Source organism: Helicobacter salomonis (assembly GCF_900197775.1).
Lineage (GTDB): Bacteria > Campylobacterota > Campylobacteria > Campylobacterales > Helicobacteraceae > Helicobacter > Helicobacter salomonis.
Map to the genome: position 1 here is coordinate 44,471 of NZ_FZMA01000007.1, position 19,185 is coordinate 63,655.

The following is a 19,185-nucleotide window of genomic DNA, read 5'->3' on the forward strand; positions in this document are numbered from 1 at the left end:
CATGCAAAAGGATATTTTGATCATTGGTGGGGGCATTGTGGGTTTGAGTTGTGCTTACGCTTTACACCATGCAGGCAGGAAAGTTACGCTCATTGAACAAAATGACGGGAGTAATGGAACCTCTTTTGGTAATGCTGGCCTCGTTTCAGCCTTTAAAAAAGCCCCACTTGCAAGCCCAGGTGTGGTGTGTGATACCCTAAAACTCATGCTCAAGGGACAGGCTCCCCTAAATATCCACTGGGGGTTCAATTTCCAACTCTACAAGTGGCTCTGGAAATTTATTAGAAGTGCTAACGCCAAATCTCTCAAGCGCACTTTAGCCCTTTTTGAACGCTATGGCTGGATGAGCCTGGAAATCTACCATGAAATGTTAGATAGGGGCATGGATTTTTGGTTTAAAGAAGACGGTCTTTTGATGATCTACACCCTCAAAGAAAATTTTGAGAAAAAACTCAAGGCCTGCGCGCATTATCCCTCTCACACTTATGAGATTTTTGATCCCAAAGCAACACTGGAGTACATGCCCATTGCTAAAGAGGAGAATATTTGCGGGAGTGTGCTGCTCAAAGAAAATGCCCATGTAGATGCTAAAGAAGTGATGGAGAGTTTACAGAGCTATCTCAAGAGTGTGGGTGTAGAATTCTACTACAATGAGGAAGTCCTCGACTTTGAATTTGGCGCTCAGAAAATCAGTGGCGTGATCACCAATCGCGAGAAGTTCGAAGCACAAACTATCATTTTAGCCACAGGGGCTAACTCTTATTTGCTCAAAAAAACCCATAATGATTTTTTAATGATGGGTGCAAAGGGCTATAGCCTCACTTTTGAAATGCCCGAAGAGCTCAAACCCAAAACTTCCTCTCTTTTTGCAGATATTTTCTTGGCCATGACTCCACGCCGTAATAGTGTGCGTATCACCTCCAAGCTCGAACTCAACACGAGTGATCCAGGGATTGTCCGCGCTCAAATTGAAAATATTCAGAAAAATTTTGCAACCTTTACACGCCCCTTTGACATGCAAAATGTCCAAGAATGGAGCGGGTTTAGGCCCTTAACACCCAATGATATCCCCTATTTGGGCTATGATTCTCGCTATCAAAATCTAGTGCATGCCACAGGATTGGGTTGGCTTGGAATCACTTTTGGACCTGCGGTGGGGAAAATCATCGCCGAGCTCATTGCGTGTGGGTGTAATGAAAAGAGCGCAGATATCATGCTCTTTTCTGCCTTTTTTAGAGAATGAACGCCCTTGATTGCATTATAAAGATCGCTTCAAAATGGGTTTGGAAATTGTCTTTACCCATGCCACGAGAATTCTATGCTTCCCACGCGCGCTAGTTATGTAGAGATTAATACTCAAGCTTTGGCGCATAATTTTCAAGTGATGCGCACTCTTCTTGGTCCCCAAATGGAAATCATGGCGGTAGTCAAGGCCAATGCTTATGGATGCGGCGCGCTGGAGGTTAGCCGTGTATTCATTGAGCAGGGGGCAGCTTATTTGGGGGTGGCCACTTTAGATGAAGCGCTCGAGATACGCCAGGAATTTAAAACAATCCCCATTCTGATATTGGGCTTCACTCCCGATCACATGGCAGAGAGCCTGATTAAGGCTAATATCACCCAGACCTTGTTTTCTCAGAAACAAGCGTGTCATTTCTCTGATATGGCGCTCAAATTAGGGCGCAAACTCAAGGTTCATATCAAGGTCGACACAGGCATGAGTCGTTTGGGTTATTTTCCAACCCCTAAGAATGCGCGCATCATCGCTAAGATCGCACAACTTGAGGGCTTAGAAGTGGAGGGTATTTTCACGCACCATAGCAATGCCGATGCGCTCTATCATAATTACGCCCAGCAGCAGGCTGTACGCTTTGTAGACTTTCTAGCCCATCTTGAGCGCGTGGGACTAGAATTTAAGTATAAGCACATGGCCAATAGTGCAGCTGCTATCTGCCTACCCTCTTTTGGTATGAACTTGGTACGCATTGGTTTAGCACTCTATGGCCTGCATCCCTCTATTTACACAGAGCATGCCCTGCAACAACGCCATTTGGCTTTGCGCCATGTGCTCACGCTCAAAGCGCACATTGTTTCTTTGAAGAGCATTCCTGCGGGAAGATTGGTAGGTTATGGGGAAGATTATTATTGCATCAAGAAGACGCGCGTAGGTGTCTTGCCTTTGGGCTATGGAGATGGATTTTCCAAAATCTTAGGCAATAAAGCTTGGGGGCTCTTACATGGACAAAAAGTACCTGTCATTGGGGGAGTATGTATGGATCAATGTTTTATCAAACTCGATTCCATGCGTGCGCAAGAGGGAGATGAAGTGGTGCTCCTGGGGGATCCGCTGAGTGGAGCCATGGGTGCGGGAGATATTGCTAAAATCTTGGGGATTATCAATTATGAAGCCATCACCATGCTCACCAAGCGCCTGCCTCGTGTGTATTACACCTAGTTGGTCTTCTAAGACATGGAGATTTTCTAATCTAGCCACGGGAGGTCTACAATCCTGGACACAACTTTAGAAGATATTTTGACCCAGCTTTATGATAAAAAAAGTCTGACAGAGGCGCAGATTGTGAGACTCTTTGAGGCGATAACGCAGGGGAGTTTAAGCGCAGTGAAGATGGGGGCAGCTCTCATCGCACTCAAAATGAAACCAGAAAGTGTACATGAGATCGCTAGCGCTGTGCGCTTTTGTCTACGCCTACATTCCCAGCAGAGCACACCTTTGTGTTATGACAATTGTGGCACAGGAGGTGATGGAGCTAACACCATCAATGTGAGCACTATTAGCGCATTAGTGTGTGCTTCTATGGGCATTCCTATGGCCAAGCATGGCAATAAAAGTAGCTCACATGCTGGAGGGAGTGCGGATTTACTCGAATTCTTAGGTGTGAATACCAACATGGACTTTAAGCAGGCTCTAGCTTGCTTGCAACACACTAACTTCACCTTTCTATTTGCCCCTCTTTACTATCCTCACTTCGCCCGCGTGGCTCCAGTGCGTAAAGAACTCAAAACCCGCACCATCTTTAATCTCATTGGACCACTCATCAACCCCCTAGCTCCCAAAGCCCAGTTGCTAGGAGTTTACGATCCCAAATTCTGTTTACCCATGGCAGATGTGCTTTTGGACTTGGGCGTAGCACGCGCGTTAGTGGTGCACGGAAGGGGCTTGGATGAAATTGCTCTCCATGGAGAAACTCTTGTCTGTGAATTACAAGATCAAGAAATCCGACAATATAGGCTAAATCCTAGAGATTTGGGTTTACCCTCCTACACTTTGGAACAATTGCACTCTGAAAGCATAGAAACTAGCGCGCGCGCCTGCTTAGACCTCTTACAAGGACGAGGTTCTGAGGCACACCAAGCTAGCGTTGCGGCCAATAGCGCAGGGGTGCTCTACCTAGCGGGCAAGGTCACAAATTTCAAAGAAGGGGTTGAGATGACCTTAGCGCATTTAAAGAGCGCACAGGCTTATACACATCTGCAACACATCATTAAGAGCAGCCATGTCTAAGTATTTACAAGATATTCTCGCGCATAAACCCCAAGAGATCGCCCTTTTAGAAAAAATCTACACTTTGCCCAGCAACTTGCCCCTTAGTCTTCGAGATTTTAAACAAGCCCTTTTAGAAAAGCGCACTAGCTTTATTTTAGAGTGCAAGAAAGCTTCGCCTTCTAAGGGACTGATCCGTGCAGACTTTAATTTGAAGCAGATTGTCAAAGTCTATAATAAATTCGCCACCTGCATTTCCGTACTCACTGACATGGCGTATTTCAAAGGCTCCTATGAAAATTTGCGCTTTGTGTCTGAGCACACCTGCAAACCTGTCCTATGTAAAGATTTTATTATTACGCCATTCCAGGTCAAATTAGCAAGGCACATGGGGGCAGACGCAATTTTACTCATGCTTAGCGCCCTAGATGACACACAATACCACAAACTTGCCACTCTAGCACACTCTTTAAATATGGCGGTGCTGTGTGAAGTGAGCAATGCCCAAGAAGTGTACAGGGCATTAGGATTGGGCGCGCAGATCATTGGCATTAATAATCGCAATCTACACACCTTACAGGTAGATTTAAACACCACGCACACCTTACGCGCGCTCATTCCTGAAGAGCATGTGGTGGTGAGCGAATCAGGCTTACACACGCATGCTCAAGTGAAATCCCTCGCGCCCAAAGTGCATGGTTTCTTAATAGGTAGTGCATTAATGGGCCAATCTAATCTACACCAAGCATGCGTAGAGCTCATCTATGGTCCCCATAAACTCTGCGGACTCACACGACTTAAAGATGCTAAACGCGCCTATAAAGCCCATTTTCTTTATGGAGGTTTGATCTTTTACCCAAATTCACCCCGCTATATCACATCTCAAAAAGCCCTTAGATTAGTGCGCAAAGTGCCTGGACTTAAATTTGTAGGGGTTTTTGTAGACCAAGACATTGCTAGCATCATCCATATCACGCAACGCTTACGCCTAAGCGCGCTCCAGCTCCATGGCAATTATAGTGTAGAGCAGATTGGCGCACTCAGGCGCTTTTTAGATTGCGCTATTTGGCAAGTGAGAAGTGTTGATCCGCAGGCGTGCACGCTAGAGAATTGGGAGAATAATGGTGCGGACCTTATCCTATTTGATAGCAAAGGGGCACAAGCAGGGGGCAATGGAGTGAGCTTTGCGTGGGAACTCTTAAGCGCGTGTCAAGAACCCTTCATGTTAGCAGGAGGAATTGGAGTGCACAATCTTAAAGCCGCTCTGAGTGCGGGCGCGCTGGGCTTGGACATCAATTCCGGGGCAGAAAGAGCCCCAGGCAAAAAGAGCTACGCCAAAATCCAAGAGCTCGCCCAGCTTTTGAGAGATTTAACCTAAACAACGGCCCAATACACCACGCATAGCTAAAGTTAAGGGTTTTAGCGCACGATCACTTCGTAACTCAAACCTTGTTTAGTGAGTTCTTCTAAAAAGGGATCGGGATCGAGCTGTTCCAGATTGAACACTCCCTTAGAATTCGCTCCTCCCCAAATGCCTTTGCAAATCATCATGGCCCCCACCACAGCAGGCACACCAGTGGTGTAGCTAATGGCTTGCGAACCCACTTCTTCATAACACTTTTGATGGTCACAGACATTGTAAATGTAGAGTTTTTTCTCCTGCTTATTTTGGCTACCATGGATGTAGCAACCAATATTGGTTTTACCCGTCGTCTTGCCCGCAAGACTGGCTGGATCGGGCAAAAGTTGTTTTAGTACCTGAATAGGCACGACCTGGGCGCGTCCTCCCTGTGCTGTGGGTACCTCCACGGGGTCGATATTGAGCATACCCACGTTGGCCAAACAACGCATATGATTTAAGTAATTCTCTGAAAAGGTCATGAAGAAACGAATCCGTTTCAGACCCTTGATGTGCTTGACCAAGGACTCCAATTCTTCATGGTAGAGCAGGTAAGAATCGCGCTCGCCAATCCCTGGATATGCCCATGTTTGCTTGATTTCCAGAGGTTTGGTTTCCACCCATGCGCCATTTTCGTAGTAACGCCCCAGCGCACTTACCTCTCTTAAATTGATTTCAGGGTTAAAATTGGTCGCAAAGGGATAGGGATGGTTGCCCGCATTGCAGTCTAAAATATCGATGTTATAAATCTCGTCAAAATGGTGTTTTTGAGCGTAGGCGCAAAAGACATTGGTAACTCCCGGATCAAAGCCACTCCCCAGTAAACCAAAAATCTGGGCTTCCTTGTAGGCCTTATCAAAAGCCCATTGTTCCTTATACTCAAATTTAGCCACATCAGGGTGCTCGTAGTTGGCAGTGTCCAGGTAATTGGTTTTGGTTTCCAAGCAAGCCTGCATAATCGCTAAATCCTGATAAGGTAGAGCGACATTGATCACCACTTTAGGGCGGTATTTTTCTATAAGGGCTATTAATTCTGGCACATTATCCGCATTGACCTGCTCACAAACCACCTCGCCAAAATTTCTCGCCTTGACATCCTTAGCGATCTGTTGACACTTGGAGAGAGTGCGGCTAGCCAACACCACTTGGCTAAAAACTTGGCGGTTTTGGCACAGCTTATGGGCAACTACGTTACCAACTCCCCCAGCCCCAATTTGCAAGACAACGGACATCTCTTCCCTTTTATAATAACACGATGATATATGCTATTATAGGCTAAATATTTTAACGCTTCAATTAAACGGGGTTGCTGATGCAAACGATCACTCTTGATATTTACGGGACTTTAGTGTGCATGGTGGGGGTGTTGTTGTTAGGGCGTTGGATCATCTCCAAAGTTAAGTTCTTGCGCGATTATGACATCCCCGAGCCCGTGGTGGGAGGGGTGTTGGTGGCCCTGGCGATCATGATTGCTCATAAATTTTACGATTTTAAGTTAGTCCTCGATTCGGGGCTGAAAACCCCCTTGATGCTCATTTTCTTTATCACCATTGGATTGAGTGCGGATTTTGCTTCCTTGAAAAAAGGGGGAAAAATGTTGGGCATTTTTGTAGCAGTGGTGGGGGTGTTTGTGGTGATTCAAAATGCCGTAGGGGTAGGGATTGCTAGTCTGATTGGGGCTAATCCTTTGATGGGGCTTTTAGGAGGTTCGATCTCCTTGATTGGAGGGCATGGCACTAGCGCGGCATGGTCAGATGTTTTTGTTAAAACCCCCTATAATTTTGCAGAAAGCTTAGAAGTGTCCATCACCTGCGCGACCTTTGGCCTGGTGAGTGGGGGGCTCATTGGGGGACCTGTAGCGCGCTATCTCATCAAGAAATACAAGTTAGAACCCAGTCAGCAAGACAAAGAACGCATGGAACAAGAACCTCCCAGTGCTTTTGAAACTCCTAAAAAAGAGCGCCTCATCACCGCGAGCAGTTTTGTAGAGAGTCTGGCCCTAGTGAGTATTGCCCTATTGGTGGGCACTTTGATCTCTAAAATGGCGCATGTTAAGGTGGGCGGAGTTACTTTACCCACCTTTGTGTGGTGTTTGTTTGTGGGGGTCGTGTTGCGCAATATGCTTTCTTATTTTAAAATCCACAAGGTTTTTGATCGCGAGGTGAGTGTGATTGGGAATGTGAGCTTGAATCTCTTTTTGGCCTACGCCTTGATGAGTATTGATTTAGTCAAACTCGCTCATTTAGCTTTGCCCATTATCATCATTTTGAGTGTGCAGGTGGTAGTGATGATTCTTTATAGCATTTTTATTACCTTTAGAGCTTGCGGTAAAAACTACGATGCGGCGGTCTTAAGTGCCGGGCACTGCGGCTTTGGCTTGGGTGCAACGCCAACCGCCATGGTGAACATGCAAACCATCACCACCCACTATGGACATAGCCATGTCGCCTTCCTAGTCGTGCCCTTAGTGGGGGCATTTTTTGTGGATATCATTAACGCCGTGGTGATCAAGAGCTTTTTAGCTCTGCCTTTTTTTCATTAAAGGTGAGCCTTGTTTTCTCTTTTAATGCATGCTTGCGTAAAGAGGGCGTGGGAGGTACAAACTTTGGCCTTGCCTAATCCCAGTGTGGCGTGTATGGTGTTAGATCAAAACTTCCAGCTTTTAAGTCTGCAAACCCATGTCAAAGCCCACACCCCTCATGCCGAAGTGCACGCCCTAAGAGAAGCTTTTAATGCCCTTTCTCCCACCCCCTTCCCTAAAGACATCGACCCCCTAGACAAGAAAGCCAATTACAACTTTCTAGCCCACAATCATAATGATCTCTTTGAAGGGTGCACCATTCTAGTAACCCTAGAACCCTGCAACCACTTTGGCAAAACCCCTCCCTGCGCAGCATTGCTATGCGCGCTCAAGCCTAAGCGCGTGGTTGTGGGTGCGCGCGAACAACACCTCCAAGCGATGGGTGGACTAAAACGCTTACAAGAAGCAGGGATTGAAGTCATGGTGCTAGACTTACCCGCTTGCTACGATTTGCTCTACCCTTTTAAATGCCTCTCTACTAAGGGGGTGTTCAACCTCTTTAAGATTGCCACAAGGTTAGATGGAAATTATCAAGGTAAGATTTCAGGGGACAAAAGCCTAGCCTTCACACACAACCAACGCGGAGTCGCCCAAACTCTTATTATCTCAGGGCAGAGCGCGCGCACCGATCGCCCCCTGCTCGATCACCGCTTCGCTGATCCACTTTATCAAGAACACCTTTGCGATGTAGCGATTTTGAGCCGTAACCCCATCATCGATCGCACTCTACCTCTTTTTAGTGTGCCCGGGCGTGAAGTCCAGCTATGCACTCGCGTGCAGGATTTACCCCTGCATATCAGCTTTAACATCATTGAGGGAGGGTGGCACTTGCTGGCCAGCCTGCAAGATCACATTGATATGCTCTTAACCCACACCAATGCTTCCCTAGAGCCCCACCACCCTATCCCCCACCACGCACAGGCCCACTTCACCCCCCGACACGCCCAGATTTTAGATCACGACTTACTCACATGGCACTCTTGCGGCTCTACCAACCCTTAGGGGGGTATGCCTACAATAGCGACAGCCTCTTTTTAGCCCATTTCGCCCGCCCCTTTATCAAAAAACGCGCTAAACTCTTAGATGTGGGTGCGGGCTGTGGGGTGGTGGGTTTGCTCTGCGCTAGAGAATGGGGCAACCCCCTAGATTTGATCGAGGTCGATCCCAATCTGGCTTTTTTTGCCCAGCAAAATAGCATCCATGTCTCCCATGCACGCGTGATCTGTGATAATTTTTTACATGCCAACCTTGAAACTTATGATTGCATTCTCTCCAATCCTCCCTACTATCACCTCAACAGCCCCCAAAGCCCCAACCCCCAAATTGCGCGCGCCACCAACCAAAGCTTTTTACCCTTAAGCGCGCTGTGTGCCAAGGCTTACAGCCTTCTAAAACCCCATGGTTATTTTATTCTCTGCTACCATGCTAATTTAGCAGATACTCTACTTTTTCATCTGCAAAACGCCAAACTTAACCCCGTGTGCATGCGCTTCGTGCATCCCTTTAAACACAAAAAAGCCACTCTTGTACTCTGTTGTGCGCGCAAGAGCTCTAAAAGCCTGCTAGAAGTCCAACCTCCACTCATCACGCATAACTCCAAAGATCAGCGCGATGTAACTCCTGAGGTGGCCAGTATTTATGCCCATGCCCAGACCTACAGCATTAAGGCAACACTTGGATAAAATTCCCTGCGCGCATTGTCAATTACTCTACCCCCCCCACGCCCTCAAAAAAGCCCCCGAGCAGGACCTCTATTTTTGCTGTGTGGGGTGTGAGAGCGTGTATTTTTTACTGCATTCTTTAGAATTAGAGGACTTCTATGATAAATTAGGAGATAAGACCCTCCAGCCTATCTCAGAGCCACAAAGCCCCATCTCTACTCACTATGACACTCCCCAATTCTTAGAGGCCTTTAGCACCCCCACCAAAGAGGGACTAGAGGTAGCGCTCATTTTAGAAAATATCCATTGTGCGGCGTGTATTTGGCTCATCGAACATGTGCTTTTAAAACAAGAAGGGGTTAATAAGGTGCAGGTTAATTACACCACACACAGGGCTTATATTGACTTTGACCCCCAGAATATCCCCCTCTCAAAAGTATTGAGTACCATTGAGGCCATTGGGTATCGTGCGCGCGTCTTTGATCCCAAAATCGAGAGCGGAGGCAAAAAAGCGCATTATCACCACTATGTGGCTTTGGTGGTAGGCATTTTCTCTACCATGAATGTGATGTGGATTGCCATTGCCAATTATGCGGGTTATTTTTCGGGGATGGACGCTAGCATGAGCTTTAAGCTCAATATCGCCTCGTGGGTTTTGAGTAGTCTAACCCTCTTTATCACGGGAGCGGCATTTTTAAAGGGGGCGTTTTACGGACTCAAAAACGGCTTTTTTGGCATGGATTTGAGCGTGAGTCTAGGCGCACTCACAACCTATCTTTATTCGATTTATGCCACTTTCCATGCCCAAGAACCCTATTTTGAATCGGTGAGCATGATCATCACCTTAGTTTTCATCTCTAAATTCTTAGAGCTCAAGGCCAAGATACGGGCGAATACCCTGCTAGATAGCTTGCAAGGCGCACTGCCTTCCCAAGTGTTACTCTTGCGCGAGACAGAGGGGGGAGTAGAGCGCGTGCTAGTTTCTCCGACCGAGGTAAAAATTGGGGATCGCATCGAGGTTTTGAGTGGGGAGTGTGTCGCCTCAGATGGAGAGCTAGAGAGCGCACACGCACAGGTGAATAGTCAAATTGTCAATGGAGAGATCACCCCCTTAGACTTACACGCCGGGCAGAGCGTGCTCTCGGGCTATAGCAATGTAGGAGCGAGTTTTGTCTACCGCGTGCGCACCCCTTTTAAGCAATCCTTTCTAAGTCAAATGGTGCGCTTGGTCCAAAAGAGTTTCACCCAAAAGCCCCAAATCCAAATGCAGGCAGACAAACTTGCCCACCGCTTCACCCAAATCGTGCTGTTCATCACTTTAGTCAGTTTGCTAGGCTGGGGATTCTTGGGTGGGGTGTGGGAGCGCGCGCTAGTGATTAGTGTGAGTGTGCTCATCATCGCCTGCCCATGCGCCTTTGCCCTAGCTACCCCGATTGCTCTTGTCTTAGCGACTAATCAGGCTTTTAAGAAGGGGATTTTATGCAAACAGGCCGCTAGCCTAGAAACTCTGGCTAAAGTGCAAAAACTCTTTGTGGACAAAACCGGCACGCTCACTATGCCCACTCTCCAAGTACAAGATTATAAAGTTTATAGGGACTACAACCCTCATTGGCTCTTAAGTCTAGTCGTGCACAACCCCCACCCTGTCTCTAAGGGAGTGAGTGTGTGGACACAAGAAAACTTTAACACCCAAGCTAGCGCACCCTTAGATTCTCTAACCCAAGAGGTAGGGGGATTGAGGGGGGAAATTGGCGGGCATATCTTACTGGGGGGGAGTGTGGAGTATTTACGCGCGCAGGGAGTAGAGATTGCGGAGCAATCTCAAGAAAGCCACTTTGCCTACAGCGAAGATGGAGAGATTAAAGCCCTCTTTAACTTGCACGCCCCCCTAAAGCCAGACAGCGTGCAGAGTGTGCGCGCCTTGCAAGAAATGGGGCTAGAAATAGAGATTTTAAGTGGGGATTCTAGCGTGCAGGTGCATCGCATTGCCCAGAACTTGGGCATTGCCTGCCATGCCCCCCTAAGCCCAGAGCAGAAATTGACCCATATCCAAGGGGCTTTAGCACGGGGAGAAATGATTGCGATGGTAGGCGATGGGATGAATGACGCGCCCTCTCTGGCGCAAAGTCAGGTTTCTTTGTGTATGTGTGAGGGGCATGATTTGAGCCTGCTACATAGCGATGTGATTTTGCTCAATACCTCTTTTAAAAGCGTGCTGAATGCTTTTGTCATCGCCAAACAAGCCCACCAGCGCGTGCGCCAAAACCTGCTCATCAGCACGCTCTACAACGCTTTACTCATCCCCTGCGCGGTGTGTGGGCTCATTAACCCCCCTTTAGCTGCCCTAAGCATGAGTCTAAGTTCTCTGTTAGTGGTGGGGAATAGTTTTAGGTTGCGGGGTTAAAATTAATAGCTAGCCGATCTCCACATGAAGCCATTTAAATTCGCCGTAAGTCCCACGAATCTTGTTTTCTAGGCAACTAAAATCCCAACATTCATTTTTAAAATTGCCCAGTAAGCATCCTGTGCTGAATTTATGGCAATTTAGTTCAGAATTATCAATAGCAATCCAAGCGTATTCTTTGCCTCTTGCCTTACTCCTTGCACTTTCAACAGCTGTTTTAGCTCTTTGAGCTACTTGTTCTGAACCAAGCGAATTGCCATCTTTACCGCAGGCAATATAAATTTTTCCACCCTCTTTGAGCTTCCCCTCTCTTTCATCTTCTAAGCGTGTCAAAAAGTGGCGGGGATGGGCATATCTAATGTAAGCCTTGCCATCCTTGTTGGTTACTTCTGCGATGAGATTATCCCCAACGTAAATACCCGAATGTGCAACCCAAAAGCGTATATCACAATACAAAACAGCTCCGAGTTTAGCATACCTTTCTAAGCTTGTAATTTTTGCCATTAGAAAACTCCTTTTACATATTTTTCCTCATCCACTAATACCAATTCTCAAGATTGTGGATTGTGCATATTCTCTCTTCAAATAATTTAAATAAAATGTCTCTTTAAATCCGACCCATCAAAAGTCCTCGTATGCCACATAGAGGCTGATTTTTCGAAGCACTGCTTAAACTTAATATCATCTTTTGGTACGCCTTGTCCGCTATAGTGCATCTGCCCTAATAGATAGTAAGCTTCCGCAGTTTGAGTATCCTCCTGCTAAATTGCTTCTTGCAAATACTCTAGAGCCCTAGCGTAATCACCATGTTCGCGGGTTTATTTGGCAATTTGGCATGGTGTTGCTTCTTTGCCTTGTTGTATTCCATTAAGTTGTCCAAGTAGGTTAAGCAGATTTGATAACGCAGTATACGCATGTGAATCGCCCATATCTTCCGCTTTTTGAAAATGCTCTATAGCCATTTGGTAGTACTCACTATCTTGAGCCTCCCTGGCAGTAGATTATACCTTGCAAAGTCATCACTCTGAGGTGCGAAAAACCCTGACATTCTATTGAACATCAGGGATTGATCCATAGCTCTAAAACGACAAGACCTTGATATTTTGATTACTGCCCTCAAAGCTGCGGATGAAGATGATGTTATTGGTATTATTGCAAACTTGATTATCCTGTTTGCGCATGTTGGCATTACATGTGGTTAATGTGAACCGCTTGCTCCAAGTATCGATGCTGACACTGAAACTGCTTGCTCTTGCACTCTTGTTTTCCAAGCTTGCTACCCAAACTGTGTTAGGAAAAATCGTGGAGCTACGGGTATCAGCTGCGGTGGTGGCTTTGTTGGTAGCATGCATGATAGACCCGGCTAAACCCGCTGCTAAACCTCCATAACCTGGAGCCATCTCCCCTGCTGTTTTTAACGCAACTTCTGTACCCGTTTTTAAGATAGCCGATGTGATCGCACGAGTCTTAATGGCAGGCAAGGTTTTTTGATACTCCGCTTGCACCACACCATCAAAATGAGATAGGATTTCAAAGCGCTGATTCTTGCCCCCTGTGGAGAGCTCAAAATTAGTGTGGAAATTTTTCCCCTGTTTCAAGAGAGGTAGAGCGTAATTGAATGTGGCATTTTTATACTCTTCCAAAGTGGGCTGTGCACCATCCTCTATAATTACCCAGGTCATCTTATCTGTGGAATGTTTTTCAAAGCGCTTGATATCCTGAGCGATGAGAGGGGCTTTGCTGATAGCATAGGCTTCTTTAAGACTATCCACACTTTTACCATGATCCCCATTCACCCCATAGAATAAGCCGGCAACATAGCTCACCAAGGGGTTGATGAAGCCATCATAAGCTTCTAGTTGCTTGAGATTGGAGTAACGGCTGCTCAACTGCCGATCGAACTCAGACAAACTGGCCGTCATGCTTTGCAACTTACCTGCATCCTTTTGCTTAGCATCTGCATTCATTTTGTCTAAATGTTTTTGGATTTCCTTGGTGTAAACTTCCTTAACACGGCGCTGGCGATCCAAAGTGCGGTTAAATTCCACCCTAGCATCTTGGAGATTTCCCATAAACGCGTAGTCTAGGGCCATGTAGTAATTGGTCAATTCCCATTCATACATATGCCCTTCATAGGGAATATTGGTTGCGCTTCCATAAGTAGCCGCTCCCAACTTTGCAATGCCCTTTTCTAAACTTCTGTAGTGGGTGTCAAAGACTTTATTGGCCTGATCTAAGACTTCTAAAGACCCCTTGTAATTCCCCATCATAAACTCGTTCACCCCATCTTGCAATTGCCATAGGGGTGTGTTTAATTGCTTAGTGTCCTTAGCTATGATGTCCTTAGCATATTTATCGGCTTGCTGGTTCTGCTTGGCGTAATAGCTGGCATGGAAACGCGGTAACTGATCGCGACTCTGCGTGTGCGCACAGCCCAATAAGAGTGCGCCTAAAGCCATACACCCATAAATCCCAACCCGTGTCTTCATAAACACTCCTCACATGATTTGAAGCTGCGAGTATAGCTAAAATAAGAAACATTTAATCCAATAAAAGTTGCGATATGTTTTGGCGCAGGGCGAGCAGGGGTTCAGAACCAGAAGCAAGTGCTTTGAGGCAAAGACTGCGGTATTCTTGGGGCAGGCGAGAGGGCAAAGCACTAAGCCCGCTATTGAGTTTAGACTCTTCTAAGAGGGTTTGAATCGCCCCTTGTTGTAGGCGCTTGGTAAAAATAACCATGTTGAGATAGTGGGTATAGCGATCGAACATGCACGGGTTGGTTAAATCCATGCGCGCGGGGTCTAAGATAGTGTTGTCTACAAAGAGGAGTTGGGAATTGTAGGAGTCTTGATAGCAAATCTCAAGTGTGGAGTGAATTTTATTAAAGGCGAAGGCTTCCCCATGTGCGATGCGTCCTGCAGCCATGATCTCGCTGTAGAGTAGCTCAGAGTTGGGGCGTAGCACGATCTGGGTGTGGTTTTTAAAATGCGCGTTGGCAAAGGGAATGATGGGCAGGGGGGAAAAATCCAAAAGTGCGTTTTCCTCAACCACCACATGTGTATCACGGCTGGCATAGCCATCTTCGGTATCAAAGATTTTCTCAAAACTCTGAGAAGAGAGTTTGAGTTGGCAACCCTTGCCTATTTCAATCTGAATATCCTGCGCATCTCCTTTGAGCATGCCTGCTCCCACGACCAAGAGCATGATCTCATCCAAAGAATCCTTTTCATGGAAAGGGGGCATGAGCTTAAAGGGGGGAGTGAAATGGTTATCAGCGATCATGCACCGCCCATGCGCCCCAATAGCCGTCCTCAAATACAGCTTAGAGGCTTGGGCGTAGGTAGTCTTGTGTTCCATTACTCTTCTAAAAGCGCGTATTTTTTGATCCAGCCAATTACAGAATCCAAGCCCTCTTTAGAGCGGATATTAGTAAATAAAAAGGGCTTCTCACCGCGCATTTTCTTAGAATCGCGATCCATCACGCCCAAATCTGCCCCCACATAGGGAGCTAGATCGATCTTGTTGATAATGAGCAAATCTGAGCGTGTGATACCTGGACCCCCTTTGCGTGGGATTTTATCCCCCTCAGCCACATCGATCACAAAGATGGTGAAATCGGCTAGTTCGGGATTAAAAGTGGTGGAGAGATTGTCTCCCCCACTCTCAATAAACATGAGTTCAATATCGGGGAATTTAGCATGCAATTCCTCTACCGCCTCTAAATTCATAGACGCGTCCTCTCTAATAGCCGTGTGCGGACACCCTCCTGTTTCTACCCCAATAATGCGTTCTCTAGGCATGACCGAATTTTTACATAAAAACTCGGCATCCTCTTTAGTGTAGATATCATTAGTGATCACTCCAATACTATATTCTTGGCTCATCGCGCGGGTGAGCGCTTCGATCAACGCTGTTTTACCACTGCCCACAGGCCCACAAACCCCTATTTTAACCATAATTGTCCTTTCTTGGTAGTATTAAGACATGTAAAGTCTGGAGTATAAATGTTCGTGTTGCATCGCTTTGATGTCGTTATGAATGCTTGCTGCACATAAATACGACTCGTCCAACTCTTCTAGCTTTTGCAAAATTTCTACAAAGCTCGCTTGCAAGGCTAGCAAAATGCGTTGCCCGTCATTTTGGGCTAGAGGGATTGTTTTTACGCAGTTGATGACCGCATTAGAGCTTTGCGCATAAAGATAATGTTTTAGAGCTATCTCCAAATCTAAATCAAAGCAGGCACAAAAAACCCCATAAGCAGTGGCATGTGTAGGGATAGTGCTCGCTTGGGAGTAGGTATTAAAGAAAGCATGGGGAGGTAGATCTAGTGCCATGAGAGTTTTTAAAAAACGACTCCCTAGCTTTTGATTTGCGCTGCGTAATTCTAGGGGCGGGGTGGCTAGTGCGATACGCTCTTCTATGTCTAACAAAGGTTGGAGCGCGTTTTGTTTGGCATAGGTGTAGGCTAATTTTAGACTAAGTAAATCGCTATAAAGAAATTGTGTGCTGAGGAATGCGCGCATATAGGCCAGTGCACTTGCCTTGTCAAAAACCTCTTTGTGCTGGATATAGGTTTCTAGCCCAAAAGAATGGGTGTAGCTGCCAATGGGAAACATGGCATCGTTGATTTGGAGAAGTAGAAAATCTGTTTGCATGTTTATCTTTTAATAATAACGAGCTGATCGCTATCTTGGAATTTCAAAGGTGCGCTCACACCCAGCGGATCGGCATGGGGTGCGCTCACGCTTATGCGCCTAGAGCCGTCCAATTTGCTTTTTAAAACCTCATACCTTGCCCCCAGTTTTTCAAAGAGAACTTGTAGGGGTTTCTCAAATGGGGTTTCAAAACTCAAATCTTGCTCGCCATAGTAAAGAGAGGCGTGGCGATTGCCCACCTCATAGCAAATCCTAGCCACTTGCGCATAATCGCGCGCGTAGACACAAATCACTTCAGTAGGCAGAATATTCACGCTCACAACGCGATCTATATCTTCAAATAAAATATCTCCATCGCACAAACCCATCAAGGGAGATTTGTCAAGCTTGAGAGCGATCTCCACCCCCGCGCGTGATACCCAACGCCCCATCCTCTTTTGGGTATCAAACCATTCCAAATCGATATAGTCTAGCTCTTTGGAGCTAGGATGTCTATGCACATTCCCCAAAATGGCTTGCGCGCGGATCATTTTATACCCAATGTTGGATGAAGAGCAACCAAGCGGGAATCCAAGCGGTAACTATCCCCTCGATAATAGCAAGCCATGGAACGAATTTGCCCAAGCTTTTACCCAAAGCGCATTCAATCCAGCCAGTGAACCAAAGCACACCCCAAGCTAACCAAATAATGGCCCACCAATCCCCCTCGGTGATTCCTAAAACTTTATGAGTCACCAGGGTATCGCTATAATGTGAGAGAACAGCCGCAGGAATGGTGTTGATGGCAACAAAAAGACAATACCACCCATAGGGTTTCCAATCCAAGTTATAAATATTGTTGATAGCTGCATACAAGTAGGTGAAACCGAACAATAACCCAGTTGCAGGAGCATAGAAGTTAATCAAATGGTGCGATACTTGGGCTACATCTTCGCTACCCACTACAGGCGCAGTGGGGTGGAAAGTCGCATAGGCAATAAACACAATATTACATATGATCGAGAGCCCACCCACAAAAAAGTTCATCACGGCCTTGCTCTTGGGGTCCGACCCAATCAATCCGCACACACCATTGCTAATCAACACGATCGCAACATACAACAACACTAGACCTAACATTACCATCCTTTTGGCAAAGATTTGAGAGTTTTAGTGCAGGCAAAAACCCGAAAAAAAACAACTCTTGCGTCCATTATAAACCAGCAAAGTAAATCAATGACCCCCTCAAATCCTGCCCCTCCCTCTGTATAAATCCCCCTCCTTGAGCGGTTTAAAACAGATTATAGAGCTGCGCTAAACTCAATTCATCGGCCGCTTTAGAGGTTACCTCTTTGCCATCTACTTTCACTTTATAGGTTTCAGGATTAACCTCGATGTGCGCGGTAACATCGTTGAATTTGAGATCCTTTTTGGTGATATTGCGGCAGTTTTTCACTGGCAATACGACGCGATCCAACCCTAGTTCTTCTTTAATGCCTGCCTTATAAGCTGCTTGGGACACGAAAGTGATGTTCGTGTCAAATTTGTTTTTGCCATGGTGGCCAAACATTTCGCGGTAATAGACGGGTTGAGGAGTGGGGATAGAGGCATTGGCATCGCCCATTTGAGAGAGCGCGATAAAGCCACCTTTAATAATCATGTTGGGTTTAATCCCAAAGAACGCGGGGCTCCAAAGCACGAGATCGGCGTATTTGCCCACTTCCACAGAGCCTACATAGTCAGAAATACCATGCGCGATAGCGGGGTTGATAGTGTATTTGGAAATGTAGCGTTTGATACGGAAATTATCATTATCGCCCTTTTCCTCTTTCAAGCGACCAAATTCTTTTTTGTTCTTATCCGCTGTCTGCCAAGTGCGCGTAATGACCTCGCCTACGCGTCCCATAGCTTGAGAGTCAGAGCTAGTGATAGAGAAAATCCCCATGTCATGGAGCTGATCTTCAGCGGCAATAGTTTGGGGGCGAATCCTTGAATCGGCGAACTGCACATCTTCTTTAATGCTTTTATCCAAGTGGTGGCATACCATTAACATGTCCATGTGTTCGGCTTCGGTGTTTTTGGTAAAAGGAATGGTAGGGTTAGTGGAGGCGGGCAAAATGTTAAATTCCCCTGCCATTTTAATGACATCTGGAGCATGTCCTCCCCCTGCGCCCTCAGTGTGAAAGGTGTGGATGGTGCGCCCAGCAATGGCTTCTAGGGTGTCTTCCACACAACCGGCTTCATTGAGGGTATCGGTGTGGATAGCCACTTGTACATCGTATTCATCGGCAACATTCAAGCAGTGATGGATGGCTGCGGGCGTGCTACCCCAGTCTTCGTGAATTTTAAAGCCAATGGCACCTGCCTCGATCTGATCGCGCAAGGAGGGCTCGTAAGAGACATTTCCCTTAGCCAAAAAGCCTAGATTCATGGCGTATTCTTCAGCTGCGCGGAGCATGCTTTTAAGATTGCCACGTCCGGGAGTAATCGTGGTTGCATTGGTGCCATCAGCTGGACCTGTACCCCCACCAATCATAGTGGTTACCCCGCTGGCAAAAGCAGTAGGAATTTGTTGGGGAGAAATGAAGTGAATGTGGGTGTCAATCCCGCCCGCTGTAACAATCAGCCCTTCAGCAGCCAATGCTTCTGTAGCAGGGCCCACGCAAAGATTGTTATCTACGCCATCTTGCATGTCCTTATTGCCTGCTTTACCAATGCCTGCAATTTTGCCATCTTTAATTCCAATGTCGGCTTTGTAAATACCGGTATAGTCCACGATCAAAGCATTGGTGAGCACCAAGTCCAACTCATAAGAGCTGGGGCTGTTGGTTTGACTCATCCCATCGCGGATAGTCTTACCGCCTCCAAATTTGATCTCTTCGCCATAAGTGGTGCAATCGTGTTCCACCTCTAAAATCAAGTTGGTATCGCCTAGTCTGACACGATCTCCAGTGGTGGGACCATACATAGATACATATTCTTTTCGTGAAATCTTTTTCATGCT

General features: G+C 46.5%; 17 protein-coding genes. 8 read left to right on the forward strand and 9 right to left on the reverse strand.

The features are described 5' to 3' along the window. Position 1: 1 nt before the first annotated feature. The 4 genes from C6H04_RS02095 (at position 2) to trpCF (ending at position 4,880) form a co-directional block, all read left to right on the forward strand. The gene (locus C6H04_RS02095; RefSeq protein WP_104695916.1) at positions 2-1,243 is read left to right on the forward strand and encodes an NAD(P)/FAD-dependent oxidoreductase; all 1,242 of its coding nucleotides are present in this window, start codon (positions 2-4) and stop codon (positions 1,241-1,243) included. A gap of 75 nt (positions 1,244-1,318) precedes the next feature. Then, positions 1,319-2,455, forward strand: a complete 1,137-nt coding sequence (alr, locus tag C6H04_RS02100; protein WP_104732190.1) for an alanine racemase — start codon at positions 1,319-1,321, stop codon at positions 2,453-2,455. 75 nt (positions 2,456-2,530) lie between these two features. Further along, the gene (gene trpD / locus C6H04_RS02105; protein ID WP_411709973.1) at positions 2,531-3,523 is read left to right on the forward strand and encodes an anthranilate phosphoribosyltransferase; all 993 of its coding nucleotides are present in this window, start codon (positions 2,531-2,533) and stop codon (positions 3,521-3,523) included. Further along, the gene (gene trpCF, locus C6H04_RS02110) at positions 3,516-4,880 is read left to right on the forward strand and encodes a bifunctional indole-3-glycerol-phosphate synthase TrpC/phosphoribosylanthranilate isomerase TrpF (RefSeq protein ID WP_104732192.1); all 1,365 of its coding nucleotides are present in this window, start codon (positions 3,516-3,518) and stop codon (positions 4,878-4,880) included. Before trpD ends, trpCF begins: the two co-directional genes overlap by 8 nt. A 41-nt stretch (positions 4,881-4,921) precedes the next feature. Here trpCF and C6H04_RS02115 read toward each other — a convergent pair whose 3' ends face one another. Next, the gene (locus C6H04_RS02115; RefSeq protein WP_104732193.1) at positions 4,922-6,133 is read right to left on the reverse strand and encodes a saccharopine dehydrogenase family protein; all 1,212 of its coding nucleotides are present in this window, start codon (positions 6,131-6,133) and stop codon (positions 4,922-4,924) included. 80 nt (positions 6,134-6,213) lie between these two features. On the opposite strand from C6H04_RS02115, the gene gltS reads away from it, so the two are divergent. From gltS to C6H04_RS02135, 4 genes are read left to right on the forward strand one after another with little or no spacing between them, the layout of a single operon-like run. Then, positions 6,214-7,443 carry a sodium/glutamate symporter gene (gene gltS / locus C6H04_RS02120; RefSeq protein ID WP_104695911.1) on the forward strand — a complete coding sequence of 410 codons (1,230 nt, stop codon included), beginning with the start codon at positions 6,214-6,216 and terminating at the stop codon, positions 7,441-7,443. A 24-nt stretch (positions 7,444-7,467) separates the two neighbouring features. After that, positions 7,468-8,484, forward strand: a complete 1,017-nt coding sequence (locus C6H04_RS02125; RefSeq protein ID WP_104732209.1) for a dihydrofolate reductase family protein — start codon at positions 7,468-7,470, stop codon at positions 8,482-8,484. Further along, on the forward strand, positions 8,454-9,164 hold the full coding sequence (locus C6H04_RS02130) for a tRNA1(Val) (adenine(37)-N6)-methyltransferase (RefSeq protein WP_199766049.1): 711 nt from the start codon (positions 8,454-8,456) through the stop codon (positions 9,162-9,164). Before C6H04_RS02125 ends, C6H04_RS02130 begins: the two co-directional genes overlap by 31 nt. Beyond that, the gene (locus C6H04_RS02135) at positions 9,157-11,547 is read left to right on the forward strand and encodes a heavy metal translocating P-type ATPase (RefSeq protein WP_104732194.1); all 2,391 of its coding nucleotides are present in this window, start codon (positions 9,157-9,159) and stop codon (positions 11,545-11,547) included. Before C6H04_RS02130 ends, C6H04_RS02135 begins: the two co-directional genes overlap by 8 nt. A 9-nt stretch (positions 11,548-11,556) precedes the next feature. On the opposite strand, the gene C6H04_RS02140 is transcribed toward C6H04_RS02135, so the two are convergent. The 8 genes from C6H04_RS02140 to ureB form a co-directional block, all read right to left on the reverse strand. After that, positions 11,557-12,051 carry a hypothetical protein gene (locus C6H04_RS02140; RefSeq protein ID WP_104695121.1) on the reverse strand — a complete coding sequence of 165 codons (495 nt, stop codon included), beginning with the start codon at positions 12,049-12,051 and terminating at the stop codon, positions 11,557-11,559. Positions 12,052-12,626: 575 nt separating this feature from the next. Continuing rightward, on the reverse strand, positions 12,627-14,036 hold the full coding sequence (locus tag C6H04_RS02145) for a COG3014 family protein (protein WP_104695120.1): 1,410 nt from the start codon (positions 14,034-14,036) through the stop codon (positions 12,627-12,629). 52 nt (positions 14,037-14,088) lie between these two features. Next, the gene (locus C6H04_RS02150; protein WP_104732195.1) at positions 14,089-14,904 is read right to left on the reverse strand and encodes an urease accessory protein UreD; all 816 of its coding nucleotides are present in this window, start codon (positions 14,902-14,904) and stop codon (positions 14,089-14,091) included. Beyond that, positions 14,904-15,503, reverse strand: coding sequence for an urease accessory protein UreG (ureG, locus tag C6H04_RS02155; RefSeq protein WP_104695118.1), 600 nt, complete (start codon positions 15,501-15,503; stop codon positions 14,904-14,906). Before ureG ends, C6H04_RS02150 begins: the two co-directional genes overlap by 1 nt. Before the next feature lie 21 nt (positions 15,504-15,524). Next, entirely contained in the window at positions 15,525-16,202 is a 678-nt protein-coding gene (locus tag C6H04_RS02160; RefSeq protein ID WP_104732196.1) for an urease accessory protein UreF, read from the reverse strand. A 2-nt stretch (positions 16,203-16,204) separates the two neighbouring features. Further along, the gene (locus tag C6H04_RS02165; RefSeq protein ID WP_247598879.1) at positions 16,205-16,732 is read right to left on the reverse strand and encodes an urease accessory protein UreE; all 528 of its coding nucleotides are present in this window, start codon (positions 16,730-16,732) and stop codon (positions 16,205-16,207) included. Between the two features lies 1 nt (position 16,733). Then, positions 16,734-17,321, reverse strand: coding sequence for an AmiS/UreI family transporter (locus tag C6H04_RS02170; RefSeq protein ID WP_104695116.1), 588 nt, complete (start codon positions 17,319-17,321; stop codon positions 16,734-16,736). 151 nt (positions 17,322-17,472) lie between these two features. Further along, positions 17,473-19,182: an urease subunit beta gene (gene ureB / locus C6H04_RS02175; RefSeq protein ID WP_104695115.1), complete on the reverse strand. Its 1,710-nt coding sequence runs from the start codon at positions 19,180-19,182 to the stop codon at positions 17,473-17,475. Between the last annotated feature and the right edge of the window lie 3 nt (positions 19,183-19,185).